The following is a 17400-nucleotide window of genomic DNA, read 5'->3' on the forward strand; positions in this document are numbered from 1 at the left end:
CAGGCTGTGCTGCCAGTGCTGCACCATTTGTAGCAGGCGCCGCTGGCTGAGTGGTAATGGTGAATTTTGTGGCCGCTCCATGACCAATGGTTTGTGAAACAGTACCATTTCCTTCACTAGATTGTATGGTCATTGTAAGAGTAGTATCCACCCGCAAAAAAGCAGATGCCGATGGATCAAAAACAATTTTATTGGCAGAATCAAAATCATAACTGCCAGGATCTAAAACATCATCTCCAAATGAAATTTGTGTAATTCCCAGACGCCAGGTCTCTCCATCAGTAAACGTTATTTCAAATAGTTCATCTACTGTTGCATTAGGGTCTGCAGTAATATCAGTTGGAACTTGAGCAAAAAGGGTAAACGAAGTAAATACCCATAGGTATCCCAGGAGTAAATATTTTTTCATAGCATAGGACTTTTGATAACTAACAGCTTGAATAAACCAAAGCACATACCAAACCTCCTATATTACTATTCTAGTGCCACTTAAGTGTTTTTACTCATTCATGTGCTTCATCTACGTTTTTGGAGAAAATAAGACACATTAATTCTGAAAGCATTGAATTCTCTATTTTCTTTTAAGATTTCTTAACAAATTCCTTTTTTGGAAGAATTATCCGATTTTGGATAAGAAAAAGCGCTAAACCAAATCTATTTTCATCTACAAACAAAGAATTAATTCCCAATAATTACTTGAACTCCAATTCAAAATTTTAAATTAAAGAGGTGGGTAAAGCCTCACTTTGTATTAACTTTTTTTTAAAAAAATCGGTTATTACAATACAAAAAAAAGACTTCTATGCTATAAAGCAAGAGAAGCCTCTTTATATTTTACATCGAACTTACGTTATTTAATATTCAAATGATTTTTGCAATAAATCCAACCCTTTCTCTTTTTCTTCTTCTTTCAACTTCATTTCTTTGTGCCTGATTTTGAAATCTCTAGAATAGTTTATCAAATGAGTTCCTCTATTCTCCAAACCTCCAAATGCTGACATTCGCTCAAAATGATAAGCAGATTGTAATAGCTCCACCTCCATTTCATTCATCTTTTCTGGAAAATCGGTTCCAAACTTACTTGCTGCCAACGAAAAGAACCTACAAATATCATATGCTCTAAAGCTAAAGTCACTTGGTTCACTCATAAACCTATTTCTAAATGTATTTACAAACTTTTCGATTTTTACTTCTTTATAATCGATAAAATATGGACTAAACAATGAGAAATTTAAATTATAATAATAGTCAGCCTCCAAACTAGTATATCTTTGCCATTTCGAGAATCCCACCAAACGTATCGCATATCTTTGGCTCAAGACATTTAAATTGGTAATGATATTCTCCACCAAAGGTTGATCATTCGATGGCAAAATCACTATGTTTTCACATGAATCGCACATGGTAGCCTCTAAACCATATCTACCATATTCATCAAACGAAATTTTCTTATATGATACTTCATCGGTTTGCCAATACAATCCTTTTTCGAACAGCTGATGTTCGATATCCTTAATCAATTTTGCTTCATTTAAATGCTTGTATCTTTCAGGATGCACAACAACAATATTCTTGTACTCAAAATCTTCACTTACATAGTTTGAAATTTGTCGACAAATTGAGTTTAATGAAGTATTCAATTGTATCACAAAAGGATTAGAATCGATTTGAGGATTCTTTGCTGACAAAGGCGAAATGATTGGAATTTTCTTTGTTCTGGCAAAATTAGCAGCTACTGCGAATGTTCGTGGATACACAGGACCAATCCAATAATCGAAATCAATAAATTGAATTTGCGATAAAGTTCTTTGTAATTTCTCAGGATTTCGCTCAGTATCAAAAACATGCAAATCTACCGACAATCCTTCCTTTTGCAAAGAATCAACAGCCAGCAATACTCCTTGATAAAAACGAATAAATTCGCGCGACTTGCGATAAATTACACGTGATTCTCTATCTGTAACAATTTCAATGGAATCTTTATAAGTTACGATCTGATTAATAGTATCGTTGGCTTCCAGATACAATGGTAAAAATAAACCAACACTCACCTTTTTCTTGGCAACCTCCGCTACCACTTCATCAACCTGTTGTATGGTATCCAAAACAACCAACTCTTCTTTAATTGTATCCTTTGGTGTTTCTTTTACCTCAAAATACTCAAGTGGTACCAAATAGCGTGGAATTCTCACCCAATCACCAGGCTGTAAAATTTTATTCTTTAATTTCGGATTTAATTTTCGAAGCTTTTTTTGCTTCATCCTAAACTCGTTTGCAATTGAATACTGTGTATCACCAGCTTTAATTACATAGTAGTAATATTTTTTATCGTGCTTTGGAACGCTTAATTCCTTCACTTCTTTTTGCTGTTGATTTTTGGGGATTTTCACCACAGAATTCAATGGCAAGGACTGATCACTTCCAGGGTTTTCCTTCTCTATAGAAGCCATTGATACACTATACTTTTTCGAAAGTGAATAAACCGTATCGTCCTTCTTTACAACATGATAGACATATCTATCATCCTCTTTTTTGACAATAACAGGCGAAATGGCCTTTTTTCCTTCAACAAAAGGAACTCGCAACACTTCATTTATGCTTACTGTAGCCTGACTTTTACCATTGGCTCTCATAAGCTCACCAAGTGACACTCCATAGGCTTTTGAAATGGAAAATAAAGTTTGTTTTTCTTTTACTACATGCAAAAGATAAGTTTTACCACCAACAACTACCTTATTTTTAGATATTTCAATTGTAGCATTCTGAGAATGAGCAAAATTAACAGTCCCTAAGAAAAGACCAATCAAGAGAAAAATGCGAAGAAAACAATTCATTAAATATTTGTTTTTCAAACGTTTATAGATTATTCAAATTGAAAGCAAAAATACTAAAGTATGCTTTGAAAACAAAATATATACAAGAATTGCGCCACAGAAAAAAACAAAATCGAAGCTGAACACCTCAGCTCCGATTATCAAATCAACACATAAAGTATCTGTAAATTAGTTTTCTACCAGAACAAACTCGTCATATTCAATCTCAAACTTTAGCTTTTGTCGAGCTTCTTCATTTGCCAAAGCCAAAAATGTATCTCTACACTCTTTATTTAATGCCACCTCTGACATCTCTGAATAGAATTTGAACTTATCCTTCTCTTTTTTCATGGCAAGAATCAATGCTTCCTGATATGATAGATCTGTTTTTGTACAATCTATATCATCAAGCGAACCTGCAATTTTCATATCCTGTACTTCATCCACATCGAACTCTATTTTAAGATCCTTCATCTTTTCGAGCCTTAACATTCTGGCAGTTTTCTCAAGGGCAATATTCATGAACAATTGCTTTACATTCTTCCGATCCATTCTCTCTGCCAAATCCGAGTAAAACTCAATTTCGTTCATTTCACTATCAATCGCATAATCGATAATTTCCTCAAAAGTTCTAAAAATTTTCATCTAACCTACTATTTTGACGTTTACAACCACATTAACTCAACCAAGCACATTACTTTAAAAAGTATCAAATCAATAAGTTACAAAACAATTGATTCGATGTCAAAAAGATTATTTGCTTTTAAGAAACCATGAACCGAAAATCTATCATTCTACACTTATTTATTCCTTAATTAAAATTGTATTTAGATGAAACATATGTATTCAAAAACCGAATATCAGCAGTATTATACACTTTCAACAAACTTTTTTTGATCTATTCACAATCTCCATTTTACTCATAAAAACAATACATAACTCTATTTCAATTAAGTCGTTATAATAGTTAAAATATAATTTCTGTTGAATAATTATTAAAACAATACTCTTTTTTTTAGTTTCATCTTTATGAATTTAATTTGTTTTTTGAAACTTTTTATCTATTTTCACTTAAGAATTCACAATTACCAATCGAAATGGATATACAAGGAGACATATCAAAATCTGAACATATTGAATGGAAATTCATTCCTCTTACCATTCAAAAACTTGAGTTGAACAAACAGTATAAAATTGCTTTAATTGTTGCTTTTGGATGTTTTTTTGGTCTTAGATTAAAAAACATTTTAACAATTAGATGGGAAGATGTTTTAAATAAAACTTCTTTTGAAATTATGGATAAAAATAAATTAAGAACCATTTATATCATTGATGATATTAATAACCTGATTCGTAGAATCTATTACAAAATGGATACGCCAGATATAGAACAGCCCATATTTCTTAACAATAGTGGTAAACAAGTTTTATCCTCTCAGTATGTTAACAAGCAAATCAAATTGCTTTTTACCAAATACGAAATACCTTATCAGAATTTATCCTCAGATAGTTTTTTAAAGACTTTTTGCATGAAATTCTTACAAGCTAAAAACTTCTCTACTGATGCCAAGAGATGGATTTCTCAATTATTAGGACACGCCTCCTGGACCATCACTGCCAACTTTTTAGGCTGTTCTAATTCTTCTGAAGACAAGGATAACTATATGATATTCTCAATGTAATCCATTAAAACAAAAATTAAAAGTTAGTCACAAAACATATCATTAACAAAATCAATATTAATTCATAAAAAAAACTAAACAATGGAAAATTTAGCTATCATTATTTTTAGTGTTCTTGCAGTAATATTATTGCTCTTCTCAATTGTTATCGTTAATCAAAAACAAGCCAAAATCATTCAACGATTGGGTAAATTTCAATCTGTGCGAAAAGCTGGTATTAGCTTAAGGATTCCGTTAATAGATCAGGTAGTTGGTGTTCAAAATTTACAAATTCAGGAATTGCGTGTTCCGGTTGAAACCATTACTCAGGATAAGGTTACTTTAAAGATTGAAGTTGCGATACAATATCTTATTAAGGCTGATATGGAGAGCATTAAAAACTCATTTTACGAGCTTGCAGATTCAACAGCACAGATAGAATCTTTTGTTTTCGATGCCGTAAGAGCAGAAGTACCAAAAATGGAGTTGGATATGGTTTATGAGAATAAAGACAACATTGCAAACACGGTTATGGAAGGTCTGAATTCATTATTGTCTAGCTATGGTTTTGACATTAAAAAGACATTGGTAGTAGACATTTTACCCGATGCTAAAGTTGTAGATGCAATGAATGCGATTAACGAACAGAAAAGACTTCGTCAAGCTGCTGAAGAAAAAGGAGAAGCTGAAAAAATTCTGATTATTAAAGCAGCTGAAGCAGAGAAAGAAAGTAAAAAATTACAGGGTGAAGGTGTTGCTTTACAACAAATGGCCGTTTTAAAAGGACGTGAAAAAGCCATTAAAGATTTAACTGTAGGAACCAACATGGAAATTAAAGACGCTACCGAATTAGTGATAAAACTAATCGACCAAGAGACACTAATCAGTATGGGAGAAAAGAATAAAAATGTGATTTTTATGACTTCCGACCTAGGTATGAAAGGAAAAATGATGGAAGCTATGGTTGGAGCTGATGTGGTTAGCAACCAACACAAAAACTAAGGCTAATTACAAAATAATATTTGACATCTAAAATCCCTAAAGTTTCCTGAGCTTTAGGGATTTTTATTTTGTCTTTTCAATTAAGATCAATTGAATTTCAAGCAATAAAAAAGCCGTAGCAATGCTACGGCTCTTCTGTATTATCAAACAAATTTTAGTTCTCAGTTAAGATGTTGTTGTCATATTCAACTTCGAATCTCAATTTGTGTTTTGCTTCTTCCTGAGCTAACATCAAAAACATATCACGTGAAACTTCATCAGATGCAGCAGCAGCCAAATCGTTATACAATTTAAATGCAGCTTTCTCTTTTTTCATCGCAATGGTTAAAGCTTCCTGGTAGGTAATGTTTGTTTTTTCAGTATCAACATCAACAAGGTAATCACCAATCTTTAAATCAGCTACCTTTTCTTCTGATACCTTATACTCCTTACCATTTTTAATAGACTCCAACTTCGCACGGTGTCCGATCTCTTCCAAAGCGTATTGCTCAAAAGTATCTTTCATTTCCTGGTGATCCATTTTCGCTGCCAAAGCAGTATAGAAATCAGCAGCCATTTGCTCTTCGTTGATAGCAAAATCTAGAATATCCTCAAGTGAATTAAATTCCTTCATATCTTATTTCAATTTTAAAGTATCGCAATCTTATTATTTCAAAATCCTTTTTAATGAAAGATAATGAATAATTTGATATAGTTATCGGTTTTCAGCATATAGCAGAGAGCATCTTTTAAGCTTTTAACTGTCCGCTAAAAGCTGTTTGCCAATACCTATTGTTCTACTTTTTGAGACAAATATTTTTCTTTCAAATATACATCCATATTGGCAGCAGCCTTACGACCGTCACCCATTGCAAGGATTACTGTAGCACCACCGCGCACGATATCGCCACCTGCAAATACTTCCGGAATAGAAGACTGCATCTTATCCTTCACTACCTCAATGGTTCCCCACTTCGATACTTCCAATCCATCAACAGAGTTTGGAATTAATGGATTTGGTGATACACCCACTGCTACAACTACAACAGTTGCATCAATAGTATATTCCGAACCTTCCATTGGAATAGGTCTTCTACGTCCTGAAGCATCAGGCTCTCCCAATTCCATTTTCTGAACTTTAACTTGTTTTACACGACCGTTTTCGTCAGCAATGTACTCAATAGGATTAGTAAGCGTTAAGAATTCAACACCTTCTTGTTTTGCATGGTGAACCTCTTCAACACGCGCAGGCATTTCTTCTTCAGAACGTCGGTAAACAATCATAGCATTTTCTGCACCCAAACGCTTGGCTGTACGTACCGAGTCCATTGCAGTGTTACCACCACCAACTACTACTACGTTTTTACCACGTAGAACCGGAGTATCTGAATCCTCAGCATCTGCTCCCATCAAGTTCACACGAGTAAGGTACTCGTTTGATGAAAGGATACCATTGGCATTCTCTCCAGGGATGTTCATGAATCTTGGTAAACCAGCTCCTGAACCTACATAGAATGCTTTGTAGCCGTCTTCTTTTAGGTCTTCCAATGAAGCAGTCTGTCCTACAATAAAGTTTGTGATGAACTTCACACCCATATTGCGTAGGTTGTCAATTTCAACGTCAACAACAGCATTTGGCAAACGGAATTCAGGAATACCATATTTCAACACCCCACCAATTTCGTGTAATGCCTCGAATACAGTAACATCATATCCTAATTTTGCCATATCGCCTGCAAATGACAATCCTGATGGACCCGAACCAATAACAGCAACTTTAACACCGTTTGATTCTGCACAATCAGGAACTGCAATTTCACCAGACTCTCTCTCCCAATCGGCAGCAAAACGCTCCAAGTGGCCAATAGCTACTGATGGTTGATTCAATTTCTCAACATAGAAACATTTCTGCTCACACTGAACTTCCTGTGGACAAACACGACCACAAACTGCAGGCAATGCACTTGTTTCTTTTAATACAGAAGCGGCCTTTCCAAACTCGCCTCTTTCAATATTTTTAATGAACTTAGGAATGTTAATGCTTACCGGACAACCTTCCATACATGTAGGATTTACACAGTCCATACAACGCATAGCTTCCTTAACTGCCTGTTCCTTAGTCAGTCCATTATTTACTTCAATTCTTTGTGATTTGATACGCTCATTAGGATCTTGTTCTGACATTTCGACCCTTTCAATAGCCATACGATCTTTGGCTTTTGTTTTCTTTTGGAGCTCAACTCTCCACTCTTTTTTGCGTTCGTTTTTTATATACTCTTCAGACCTTTCCATTGTCCTGATTTTGTTGTTGTTATTTGATTATTCCTGAAAGTGATCCATTTTATCCTGCTCTTCAGACTTGTATCCACCAAGTCTCGACATCATTTCATCAAAATCGATTTTATGAGCGTCGAACTCAGGCCCATCTACACAAGTAAATTTGGTTTTACCATCAACAGTAACACGACATGCACCGCACATTCCTGTACCATCAACCATAATACTATTTAAACTTGCCATAGTTGGAATTTCGTACTTTTTGGTAAGAAGCGAACAGAATTTCATCATAATAGCTGGACCAATTGTAATACACTCGTTAATTTTTTCACGTTGTATTACTTCTTCCATACCTTCTGTAATCAAACCTTTGTTTCCGTATGATCCGTCATCAGTCATAATGATAACCTCATCGGAATGTTTGCGCATTTCATCTTCTAAAATCAAAAGATCTTTATTACGCGCAGCAAGAACAGTAATTACCTTATTTCCCGCTTTCTTATATCCTTCTACAATTGGTAATAGTGGAGCAACTCCTACACCACCACCACAACAAAGCACAGTACCTACATTGTGAATCTCGGTTGGTTTACCTAGTGGACCAACTAAATCCGTTACGCAGTCACCTACTTCAAGAGCACATAACTTTTTCGAAGAAACTCCCATTTTCTGTACGATCATGGTAATGGTTCCTTTCTTAATATCTGCACCTGCAATGGTCAGAGGGATTCGTTCTCCTTTTTCGCCAACTCTTACAATAACAAAGTTACCTGGTTTGCGTGCTTTAGCAATTAAAGGAGCTTCAACTACAAGTTTTACTACTTTTTCTGAAAAATTTTCTTTTTCAACGATCTTGTTCATTACGTTTTTTAATAAATGAATGAAAAAACAAAACAAAAACTGATTTATTAATAAATGGAACTAGCTTATTCGCAATCGTTTCCAATCTTAATAATCAGTACTTATTTCTATTCCAAATGTAAAAAGAAGTGGCATACCTACCTACAACAAAAATGTATTTTTAAACAGTTTTTTAGTTTAGGATAAATCTAATTAAACCCTTAGATTCTCAGCGGTTTCGATAATCACCTCTTATTGCATCTAATGAATCTGTAAAATATAGCATTACAACTACTTATGCAAAAAATAAAGAGCCAATTACATTTCTCATCTCCTATCAAGAATAAGTCGAGATTAGAAAGCAAAACAAACCAGCCTCTTTATCATTTTATTTGCCAAAAGATTTTATAACAAAAATAGTTCATTTGCTTTGCCTCAAACTGAAACAAACCATAGAAATCTTTGATAAAAAAAGCACTATTCTTTTCCTTTATAAAGGAATGAACTTCTTTCTGGATTTAAGTGCAAAAGTATTTTTATATAAAAAGGGCATCCATATTATAAGGACACCCTTTGTTTTCGTTACACATTAACTTCAATTAGAAATCAATTGTTGTTCCTTCGTAACAAGCTTGGAAAATTGCCTTAATTTCTTCAAATTTTGGTTTACGAGGGTTGAATAATGTACAAGGATCATCCATAGCATTCTGCGTAAGCGTATCTAACTTCGCATCCCACTCTTCCTGACTGATACCGTACTCTTTAATTGAACCAACAACACCTACTTTTGAGCGTAAAGCTTCGATTTCCTGTGCAAAATCATCAGATGTTGATTTTCCGAACAAAGCAGCCAAATCTTCATACTTGTCAGTAACTTTTGAATTGAAACGAGCTACATTAGGCATTAAGATGGCATTACCACATCCATGAGGAATACCAAAAGTACCACCTATTTGGTGAGACATGGAGTGAACAATTCCCAACCATACATTAGTAAATGCCATACCTGCCATACATGATGCATCGTGCATTGCCTGACGAGCTTCTTTGTTGTTTGGCTCAGCATAAGCTGTTGGTAAGTTTTCGAACACCAATTCAATTGCACCTTTTGCCAAAGAATCGTTGTAACGATCAGCAATATTTGAAACGTAAGCTTCAACACCGTGACTTAAAGCATCTAAACCAGTGTTTGCAGTTACATGAGCTGGCATACTTTCACAAAGTTCACCATCAACAATTGCAACATCAGGAGTTAACTCGTGAGAAACGATTGGATATTTGGTTCCTTTTTCTTTGTCAGTAATAACAGAAAGACCAGTAATTTCGGTACCAGTACCACTAGTTGAAGGAACCGCTACAAAGTAAGCTTTGTTACGCATTTTCTTCACTGCAAATGGAGCTGCCAACTCTTCTAAAGTTGATTCAGGATACTCGTAGTATACCCACATCGCTTTTGCTGCATCAATAGCTGAACAACCACCCAAACCTACAATAACATCCGGTTGCTCTTGCGTAAAGAAATCAGCACCTCTTTTCACGGTATCGATAGATGGATCTGCTTCAACACCCGAGAATACTACTGAAGAAATTCCTGCTTCTTTCAAAAAGTCTTCAGTTCTTTTTAATGAACCATTTGCTCTTACCGAGTTACCACCAATTACGATAACTGCTTTTTTTCCTTTTAATTCTTTTAAATTTTCAAGACTTCCCAATCCGTGGAAGATCTCTTTTGGTACGATAAATTTTGCCATAACTTTTTATTTAATTTGGTTTTTATCAGTTCAAAACAATAATTCAACTGAAAGCTCTTTTCAGTCTTGAAGCATTGTTAATGATTACGCTGACAAAAGTATGGCAAGTCTCTTTCAGCATGCTTACTGAAAAAGTTCATTCGATTATTAAAAAAGGTCAAAATGAAAAATTAATAACTTTTTAAAGAATTAACTCTCTCCAAAAGCCTAATAAATAAAGGATTCTTTATTGCTTGAGAATTTCAATTGGACTAATTCCAAACTTATTCTTGAATGCAATACTAAAGTTAGATAGGTTGCTGTAACCAAAATCAAGGTAAATATCCGAAGCTGTAACATCGCCTTGCAGCAAAAGATCTTTTGCCTTTTGTAATCGCTTATCCTGCAACCACTTTCCTGGCGAAACTCCATATTCTGCAATAAAATTACGCTTGAATGTCGAAAGGCTCATATTACACAAAAAGGCAATTTCCTCTAACTTTAAATTCGAATAAGCATTGCTCTCTATCACCCTTTTAAACGGGGAATTTTCTTTAGATATCAATGAATGAAGGTACAATTCGAACTTCTCTCCATATTTTCCAATAAGATATAACATGATTTCTTCGAACTTAATGGAAAGCAGGTTTTCGTTAAAAGTTGAAGGCATGGCTGCCATTCTGGAGAGCGTACCGATATACGAAGCGATATATTCATCATTCTCTATCACAAAAAATGGTACTTCCCCTTTTAACTTCCCTTCTTGAATAGGATATTTCTTCAGGAATTCCTTTAATCTATCTTCTGAAAAGAAAAAAAGCTTACAATAATAGATATCATCATTGTCCAGAAGCTCAGTCCATAGCCAATTTCCCTCACGGATTAATAAGGATTGTTCTTTATTCACCATTACTGATGCATCGGCAAAATGAACTTGTTTTTTACCTACCTGCAAAAAACTAAACATGTTCATGCTTAAATTGACCTTGCTTTTAACTACATCACTGGTCATTTTAAAATCATAAACAAATAAATCTTGCTCTCGACTATCCGATTGAATATATATTTCAGGAATATTTGCTACCGACATGTTCACTCGATTAAATAAAGAATCTGAGACAAAAGTAATTCATTTTCTCATAAGTATTCAACAATAAAGTGCAATCTACATTTTATGCTATCTTTGAAAGACCCAAACCTTAAGCAACTCATAATGATACAAGACAAGAAAGACCATATTGAAAACCAAATAAAAGAAAAGATTGAAAAACTGGAAGTTGAAATTGTTACACTAAAAGATTTAACCCAACCCATTTCTCCGGATTCTGCCATTGGACGAGTTAGCCGAATGGATGCCATTAATAACAAAAGTGTAAACGAGGCCGCATTACGCAAAAAACAAGTCCAATTAATTGCTTTAAAAGAAACAGTGAAAAACCTGGATGACCCTAATTTTGGAAAATGCATAAAGTGTGGTACAGAAATTCCTATCGGAAGAATCATGATCATGCCCGAAAGTAAAAAGTGTGTTCGCTGTGCAAGTAGATAATATTTTTACTAGAATAAATTATTTTAAAAACTTAATTATTAGTCTACCATGTTTACATTATGCGGTATGATAGGCCCATGGCAACTTGTTATATTGGGATTAATCTTGCTTCTACCACTATTTGCTTTAATTGATATTGTAAGAAACGAATTCACCAATACAAACAAATTGATTTGGATATTGATAGTATTATTCTTTCCATTTCTTGGTCCAATTCTTTATTTTATATTTGGACTGAAACAAAAGACTAGAAAATAAAGCATGATTACCTCAATTCTATTTAACATTTGGCTACTTCTTAAAATAGTAGCCATTCTTCTGCCAATTGTTGCAATAGTAGATATCCTCAAAAGAAAATTACTGGGAATCGATAAATTGATTTGGATTCTACTGGTAATCTTTCTACCGATTATTGGCTCCATTATCTATTTTTACGACCGCATAAAACATCGAAAGAGAAAATAGGTATCTTTGCTGTTAGCTGTTAGCTGTTAGCTGTTAGCTGTTAGCTGTTACAAAGTTCGGAGATAATCAAACTCCTACAAACTTTACAATTAATTACTTTATCCTTTTTCACTTGAAACTTTAAAATATTATGGCAAAAAAGAAAAAAAATATCGTATACTCAACCAATCCAGATTACAACTACGAATACGAAGAAGATTTTGTAGAAGAAACACTTCCCCCTAATCAGCAAAAACTAAAGGTTTTACTAGATAAAAAACAGCGCAAGGGTAAAGTTGTTACTTTAATTGAAGGCTTTATTGGCAGTCCTGATGATTTAAAGGATTTAGGAAAAATGCTAAAATCGAAATGTGGTGGCGGAGGATCTGCTAAAGATGGAGAAATCTTGATTCAAGGCGATCACCGAGATAAGATTATGGATATCCTTAAAGCAGAGGGTTACCAGGTAAAACGCGTTGGTGGATGATTTCAATGATTGTTATAGAGACACACGGCCGTGTGTCTGTACATCATACAAATATAAAAACCCCGAAATCCAAGGATTTCGGGGTTTTCTTATGTCAGCGTATAAAGCTTAAATTTCTTTCAAACAAGCTTCAATGTTCTTTTCAATTCTATCCTTAACAGCTGTTGCTTCGGCTTTAACAAATTTCTCACCAATAATTTGCTCGTACAACTCAATGTAACGCTCAGAAATTTGGTTAATTCTTGCCTCATCCATTTCAGGAACTTCTTGTCCTTCCTTACCCTGGAATCCATTTTCCATTAACCACTCACGAACAAACTCTTTCGACAATTGCTTTTGAGCTTCGCCATTTGCCAAACGCTCTTCATAACCTTCAATGTAGAAATAACGAGATGAATCAGGAGTATGAATTTCGTCGATCAGGTAAATCTTACCATCTTTCTTACCGAACTCATATTTGGTATCCACCAAAATCAAACCTTTTTCAGCAGCAATTTCAGTACCTCTCTGGAACAATTCCATTGTGTACTTTTCAAGAGCTTCGTAATCTTCTTTGCTTACGATACCTTGTTCTAAGATCTCTTCTCTTGAGATATCCTCATCGTGCCCTTCTAAAGCTTTGGTTGTAGGTGTAATAATTGGTTTTTCGAACTTTTGGTTTTCAACCATTCCCTCAGGAAGTGGTACACCACATAATGTTCTTTTTCCAGCTTTGTATTCTCTCCAGGCGTGTCCTGTTAGGTAGCCACGAATTACCATTTCAACCATGAATGGCTCAGCCAAATGACCAACAGTTACCATTGGATCTGGAGTAGCAATTTTCCAGTTTGGAACAATATCTGCAGTTGCATCCAGGAAGCGCTCTGCAATTTGGTTCAAAACCTGACCTTTAAAAGGAATTCCCTTAGGCAATACAACGTCAAATGCCGAAATACGATCAGAAACAACCATTGCAAGATATTCGTCGTTGATATTATAAACGTCTCTTACCTTGCCCTTGTAAACATTTTTCTGATTCGGAAAATTAAAATCTGTTTTAACAATAGCTTCTTTCATTGCTCCAAAAAATTCAAATAATTTATAAAACGGTTTAAATTAAGCTAAAAGCCAAAAGTTGTTAGCCATTAGCCAATAGATATTTCATTTAGTTGCGAAGATAGATAAAAGTAAAATTGTAAAAAAGAACAAATATGGAATTTGTTACAGAAAATTCACCTTGAATTTATCCTACAGGGAAAACCCTAATTATTCAATAAGTTAATGCAAAAACACAATCCAATCTGAATTGATAATTGTTCACTGGTTACTGATCTCTGTCATTCTTCTTCTCTTCCAGTTTCTTCTCTTTTATCTTTTGTTCTATCCTATCGTCTTCTTTTTCGTAAGCAGCAACAATTTCCTTTACCAAGCGATGGCGAATGATATCCGAACTATCGAATTCAACCATTGCAATTCCCTTAATCTTTCGAAGAATTCGGAATGCCTGAATCAAACCTGATTGTTGCTTGCGTGGCAAATCAATTTGGGTAATATCACCGGTAATCATAAACTTACCACTGGTTCCCATACGAGTTAAGAACATTTTCAACTGCTTGGTCGTTGTATTTTGAGCCTCATCTAATATTACAAAAGCATCATTTAAGGTTCTACCACGCATGTAGGCCAACGGTGCAATTTGAATGACCTCAGCTTCCAAATAATCAGCCAGTTTTCTTGGTGGAATCATATCCAGCAAAGCATCGTAAAGCGGTTGCAAATAGGGATCAATCTTTTCCTTTAAATCGCCAGGAAGGAATCCAAGATTTTCTCCTGCCTCAACAGCCGGACGACTCAATATAATACGTTTTACTTCCTGGTTGCGCAATGCTTTAACTGCCAAGGCAATTGCCGTGTAGGTTTTTCCCGATCCTGCAGGTCCTACAGCAAACACCATATCGTTTTTAGCTGATTTTTCTACCAGCTTGCGCTGATTGGCTGTTTTGGCACGAATAATTTTCCCATTGTTCCCAAAAATAATTACACTTTCAGGATCATCAGGATCTTGAATACCTGGCGTATTTTCAAGAATGATTCTTTTTATATTGGAAAGAGTAAGAACATTGTACTGGTTGTAGTGTTGAATCAACAAATTGATTTTATCCTCGAATACTTCAAGTATTTTCTCCTCTCCACTTGCAATAATTTCATTTCCTCTGCCCACAATTTTTAGCTTCGGAAACAACTCCTTTACCACTTCAAGTTTTGCATTGTTAATTCCATAAAATTCAAGAGGGTCAATTACCCCTAAAGATATACTCTTTTCTATCATATAGTTTTTTCAATATTCATTACATTTGAGCCCACAAATTAGTTATTAATTCTGATTTGTGAACTCAATGTACCGATTATTTAATGACAGTAGTGTTAAATTCGATTTCTCTTTACCACTTATCATTAATATATCGGCATTATACCAAGAATTTATATGATATTTTAAATGGTATAACAAGTGAAAATTATTAAATAAAATTCCAATGATTATCCGATTTGTAAAACTTGAAATTCGAAAAGAACATATTGAAGATTTTAAAATCTTGACAAAGAATGAAAAAACTGATATTTTGGCCTTCGAAGGATGTTCTTACCTGCAAGTTTTACAAGATCAAAACAATCCTTCCGTCTTCTTTACTGTAAGTCATTGGAAGTCGGAATCGGCATTAAACATCTATCGCAAATCAGATTTTTTCCGTGGCAACTGGAGCCAGGTAAAACAATGGTTTGCCAACAAACCACAAGCTTGGAGTCTTGCCTAATACCGGCTTCTTTTCTTCTCAAAACCATTTTTCAATCCTGTTTCACTTCAACTTAAATTACACTTACAGTAATTACTATACAATAAATTTAAGCACTCCTCCATAAATTTTAATAAAAAATATCCGTAAAGTAATTTGCAGAAATCATAAGATTGTTTTTATTTAGCTATAGGAAAACAAGACCTACAATTAACACCACAACTGCAAAATCATTTTTATTACTTATGACTAAAGATGTTAGCCACATTAAACAATTCTTTTTCGCGACTAGTATTGGTTTTATTTTTCTGCTTGCCAGTTCCCTTATCTGGAACATACAAGAAGAAAAAAAGACAACATATGAGTTAGCTAAAGTTGAAGCAAAAGGAAATCATAATAAAGATTTAACCTTCCGACGATGGGCAGCAATGCATGGTGGTGTTTATATTCCGATTACCGAGAAAATTACTCCGAATGAATACTTAAATTTTGTTCCCGACAGAGACATTACAAGCACAAGCGGTAAAAAACTAACTTTAATCAATCCAGCCTATATGACCAGGCTTGCATTTGAAATCAGTGAAGCTGAATCAGGAGAAAAAGGACACATAACCAGCTTAAATCCAATACATCCTAAAAACAAGCCAGACGAATGGGAAATTAAAGCATTAAAATTGTTCGAAACCGGAGCTAAGGAGTACAGTAGCGTTGAAAAAATAGACAACAAGGAGTATTTGCGTTTTATAAAACCTCTTTATGTAGAAAAAGGATGTTTGAAATGTCATACCGAGGAAAATTATCAATTGGGAGACATTCACGGTGGAATTAGTGTAGCCATTCCAATGGAAAGGTATGATGCCATATTAAATTCAAAAATACAAGATTATGCCTATTCGCATGTTTTGATTGCCCTAATGGGATTATTTTTAGGATGGCTAGCCTATAGAAGAACTTTGCATTCGGTAAAAGAGAAAAACGAATCACAACATAAAATAGCTGTTAACGAAGCCTTGTTAAGGGAAAAAAACAGAGAGCTGATCATTGCAAAAGATAAAGCCGAGGAAAGCGATCGCTTAAAAACCATTTTCCTTCAAAATATGAGTCACGAAATCAGGACACCAATGAATGCCATTCTTGGTTTTTCATCATTAATTCCTGATGAATTTGACAATAGAAACAAACTAATTGAGTACACCAGTATCATTAATCAAAGAGGAAATGACCTTCTTTGCATTTTAAATGACCTCCTTGACATTTCAAAAATTGAATCAGAAAAAGTAGAATTACATCTCGAACAGTTTGATTTAAACTCTCTATTAATAGAAGTACAATCTGTTGCTTTAGCCCTGCAAAGCAGGTTCGGAAAACACCACATTAATGTAAAATTCCCAATAAACTTCGATAGCGAAAACATTGTTCTTTGTAGCGATAAAGGAAGACTAAAGCAGATATTTGCCAATTTAATTAGCAATGCTTTTAAATTTACACAAGAAGGAAGCATTACCATTAACTACCATCGTTCGGCCAACAAAATATACTTTCAGGTTGAAGACACGGGCATTGGAATCCCTGGAAAAGAATTAGAGAATGTGTTCAACCGTTTCACCCAGGTAGATCAGGAAACCACACGTACTCATGATGGAACAGGCTTGGGTTTATCCATTGTAAAAGGAATTCTACTCCTTTTAAACGGACAAATAGAAGTTGAATCGGAAGTAAATAAAGGCAGTAAATTCTCCTTCTGGATTCCACTACAAAATGTTGATTCAGAACAAGGCCAACAACAAAAATTACAGTTTAAAGTGTAAGATATTTATAACAATCTTAATACAATCTTATTAAGGTGA

Annotated in this window: 18 protein-coding genes; 8 read left to right on the plus strand and 10 right to left on the minus strand. The window is 34.5% G+C overall.

Annotated features, from left to right (window positions below; all coding sequences use genetic code 11):
* The 3 genes from NQ163_RS16145 to NQ163_RS16155 all read right to left on the minus strand — a co-directional run.
* Positions 1–409: hemoblobin-interacting domain-containing protein (locus NQ163_RS16145; protein ID WP_268191366.1), on the minus strand; the 409-nt coding region annotated here is incomplete at its 3' end.
* Positions 410–854: 445 nt separating this feature from the next.
* Positions 855–2834, minus strand: coding sequence for a PBP1 and LysM peptidoglycan-binding domain-containing protein (locus tag NQ163_RS16150; RefSeq protein WP_268191367.1), 1980 nt, complete (start codon positions 2832–2834; stop codon positions 855–857).
* A gap of 168 nt (positions 2835–3002) precedes the next feature.
* Positions 3003–3458, minus strand: a complete 456-nt coding sequence (locus tag NQ163_RS16155; RefSeq protein WP_268191368.1) for a ferritin family protein — start codon at positions 3456–3458, stop codon at positions 3003–3005.
* Between the two features lie 452 nt (positions 3459–3910).
* Between NQ163_RS16155 and NQ163_RS16160 the strand changes: the two genes are divergently transcribed.
* Together NQ163_RS16160 and NQ163_RS16165 are read left to right on the plus strand one after the other, a co-directional pair.
* Positions 3911–4495 carry a tyrosine-type recombinase/integrase gene (locus NQ163_RS16160; RefSeq protein ID WP_268191369.1) on the plus strand — a complete coding sequence of 195 codons (585 nt, stop codon included), beginning with the start codon at positions 3911–3913 and terminating at the stop codon, positions 4493–4495.
* Positions 4496–4576: 81 nt separating this feature from the next.
* A complete protein-coding gene (locus tag NQ163_RS16165; RefSeq protein WP_268191370.1) occupies positions 4577–5476 on the plus strand; it encodes an SPFH domain-containing protein in 900 nt (299 codons plus the stop codon).
* A 154-nt stretch (positions 5477–5630) separates the two neighbouring features.
* On the opposite strand, the gene NQ163_RS16170 is transcribed toward NQ163_RS16165, so the two are convergent.
* The 5 genes from NQ163_RS16170 to NQ163_RS16190 all read right to left on the minus strand — a co-directional run bounded on the left by NQ163_RS16170 (position 5631) and on the right by NQ163_RS16190 (position 11392).
* Positions 5631–6089 carry a ferritin family protein gene (locus tag NQ163_RS16170; RefSeq protein ID WP_120239905.1) on the minus strand — a complete coding sequence of 153 codons (459 nt, stop codon included), beginning with the start codon at positions 6087–6089 and terminating at the stop codon, positions 5631–5633.
* A gap of 155 nt (positions 6090–6244) precedes the next feature.
* Complete coding sequence (gltA, locus tag NQ163_RS16175; protein ID WP_268191371.1) at positions 6245–7747, minus strand: NADPH-dependent glutamate synthase; 1503 nt, start codon at positions 7745–7747, stop codon at positions 6245–6247.
* Between the two features lie 27 nt (positions 7748–7774).
* Positions 7775–8593, minus strand: coding sequence for a sulfide/dihydroorotate dehydrogenase-like FAD/NAD-binding protein (locus tag NQ163_RS16180; protein ID WP_268191372.1), 819 nt, complete (start codon positions 8591–8593; stop codon positions 7775–7777).
* A gap of 578 nt (positions 8594–9171) precedes the next feature.
* Positions 9172–10323 carry an iron-containing alcohol dehydrogenase gene (locus NQ163_RS16185; RefSeq protein WP_268191373.1) on the minus strand — a complete coding sequence of 384 codons (1152 nt, stop codon included), beginning with the start codon at positions 10321–10323 and terminating at the stop codon, positions 9172–9174.
* 226 nt (positions 10324–10549) lie between these two features.
* Positions 10550–11392 carry a helix-turn-helix domain-containing protein gene (locus tag NQ163_RS16190; RefSeq protein WP_268191374.1) on the minus strand — a complete coding sequence of 281 codons (843 nt, stop codon included), beginning with the start codon at positions 11390–11392 and terminating at the stop codon, positions 10550–10552.
* A gap of 123 nt (positions 11393–11515) precedes the next feature.
* Here NQ163_RS16190 and NQ163_RS16195 point away from each other — a divergent pair, with 123 nt between their 5' ends.
* The 4 genes from NQ163_RS16195 (at position 11516) to NQ163_RS16200 (ending at position 12782) form a co-directional block, all read left to right on the plus strand.
* Positions 11516–11851, plus strand: coding sequence for a TraR/DksA family transcriptional regulator (locus NQ163_RS16195; RefSeq protein ID WP_268191375.1), 336 nt, complete (start codon positions 11516–11518; stop codon positions 11849–11851).
* A 66-nt stretch (positions 11852–11917) separates the two neighbouring features.
* Positions 11918–12109 carry a PLD nuclease N-terminal domain-containing protein gene (locus tag NQ163_RS20825; protein ID WP_407944223.1) on the plus strand — a complete coding sequence of 64 codons (192 nt, stop codon included), beginning with the start codon at positions 11918–11920 and terminating at the stop codon, positions 12107–12109.
* A gap of 3 nt (positions 12110–12112) precedes the next feature.
* Positions 12113–12316 carry a PLDc N-terminal domain-containing protein gene (locus tag NQ163_RS20830; protein ID WP_442786030.1) on the plus strand — a complete coding sequence of 68 codons (204 nt, stop codon included), beginning with the start codon at positions 12113–12115 and terminating at the stop codon, positions 12314–12316.
* A gap of 130 nt (positions 12317–12446) precedes the next feature.
* Positions 12447–12782, plus strand: coding sequence for a translation initiation factor (locus NQ163_RS16200; RefSeq protein ID WP_268191376.1), 336 nt, complete (start codon positions 12447–12449; stop codon positions 12780–12782).
* Between the two features lie 108 nt (positions 12783–12890).
* Here the strand turns inward: NQ163_RS16200 and NQ163_RS16205 are convergent, their stop codons facing one another.
* Both NQ163_RS16205 and NQ163_RS16210 read right to left on the minus strand, forming a co-directional pair.
* Entirely contained in the window at positions 12891–13838 is a 948-nt protein-coding gene (locus NQ163_RS16205) for a phosphoribosylaminoimidazolesuccinocarboxamide synthase (protein WP_268191377.1), read from the minus strand.
* A 247-nt stretch (positions 13839–14085) separates the two neighbouring features.
* Positions 14086–15090 (minus strand): PhoH family protein, encoded by a 1005-nt coding sequence (locus NQ163_RS16210; RefSeq protein WP_268191378.1) that lies wholly within the window; start codon positions 15088–15090, stop codon positions 14086–14088.
* 205 nt (positions 15091–15295) lie between these two features.
* Between NQ163_RS16210 and NQ163_RS16215 the strand changes: the two genes are divergently transcribed.
* Together NQ163_RS16215 and NQ163_RS16220 are read left to right on the plus strand one after the other, a co-directional pair.
* On the plus strand, positions 15296–15574 hold the full coding sequence (locus NQ163_RS16215) for a putative quinol monooxygenase (protein ID WP_268191379.1): 279 nt from the start codon (positions 15296–15298) through the stop codon (positions 15572–15574).
* 224 nt (positions 15575–15798) lie between these two features.
* A complete protein-coding gene (locus tag NQ163_RS16220; protein WP_268191380.1) occupies positions 15799–17361 on the plus strand; it encodes an ATP-binding protein in 1563 nt (520 codons plus the stop codon).
* Positions 17362–17400 lie beyond the last annotated feature (39 nt).

The organism is Marinifilum sp. D737, from assembly GCF_026672275.1.
In the GTDB taxonomy this organism is placed as follows: Bacteria; Bacteroidota; Bacteroidia; order Bacteroidales; family Marinifilaceae; genus Marinifilum.

Coding starts and splice junctions, on each gene's coding strand:
- NQ163_RS16160 (WP_268191369.1), top strand. CDS start 3,911: ATGGATATACAAGGAGACATATCAAAATCTGAACATATTGAATGGAAA.
- NQ163_RS16215 (WP_268191379.1), top strand. CDS start 15,296: ATGATTATCCGATTTGTAAAACTTGAAATTCGAAAAGAACATATTGAA.
- NQ163_RS16150 (WP_268191367.1), bottom strand. CDS start 2,834: ATGAATTGTTTTCTTCGCATTTTTCTCTTGATTGGTCTTTTCTTAGGG.
- NQ163_RS16185 (WP_268191373.1), bottom strand. CDS start 10,323: ATGGCAAAATTTATCGTACCAAAAGAGATCTTCCACGGATTGGGAAGT.
- NQ163_RS16195 (WP_268191375.1), top strand. CDS start 11,516: ATGATACAAGACAAGAAAGACCATATTGAAAACCAAATAAAAGAAAAG.
- NQ163_RS16210 (WP_268191378.1), bottom strand. CDS start 15,090: ATGATAGAAAAGAGTATATCTTTAGGGGTAATTGACCCTCTTGAATTT.
- NQ163_RS16205 (WP_268191377.1), bottom strand. CDS start 13,838: ATGAAAGAAGCTATTGTTAAAACAGATTTTAATTTTCCGAATCAGAAA.
- NQ163_RS16200 (WP_268191376.1), top strand. CDS start 12,447: ATGGCAAAAAAGAAAAAAAATATCGTATACTCAACCAATCCAGATTAC.
- NQ163_RS20825 (WP_407944223.1), top strand. CDS start 11,918: ATGATAGGCCCATGGCAACTTGTTATATTGGGATTAATCTTGCTTCTA.
- NQ163_RS16180 (WP_268191372.1), bottom strand. CDS start 8,593: ATGAACAAGATCGTTGAAAAAGAAAATTTTTCAGAAAAAGTAGTAAAA.
- NQ163_RS16190 (WP_268191374.1), bottom strand. CDS start 11,392: ATGTCGGTAGCAAATATTCCTGAAATATATATTCAATCGGATAGTCGA.
- NQ163_RS20830 (WP_442786030.1), top strand. CDS start 12,113: ATGATTACCTCAATTCTATTTAACATTTGGCTACTTCTTAAAATAGTA.
- NQ163_RS16155 (WP_268191368.1), bottom strand. CDS start 3,458: ATGAAAATTTTTAGAACTTTTGAGGAAATTATCGATTATGCGATTGAT.
- gltA (WP_268191371.1), bottom strand. CDS start 7,747: ATGGAAAGGTCTGAAGAGTATATAAAAAACGAACGCAAAAAAGAGTGG.
- NQ163_RS16220 (WP_268191380.1), top strand. CDS start 15,799: ATGACTAAAGATGTTAGCCACATTAAACAATTCTTTTTCGCGACTAGT.
- NQ163_RS16165 (WP_268191370.1), top strand. CDS start 4,577: ATGGAAAATTTAGCTATCATTATTTTTAGTGTTCTTGCAGTAATATTA.
- NQ163_RS16170 (WP_120239905.1), bottom strand. CDS start 6,089: ATGAAGGAATTTAATTCACTTGAGGATATTCTAGATTTTGCTATCAAC.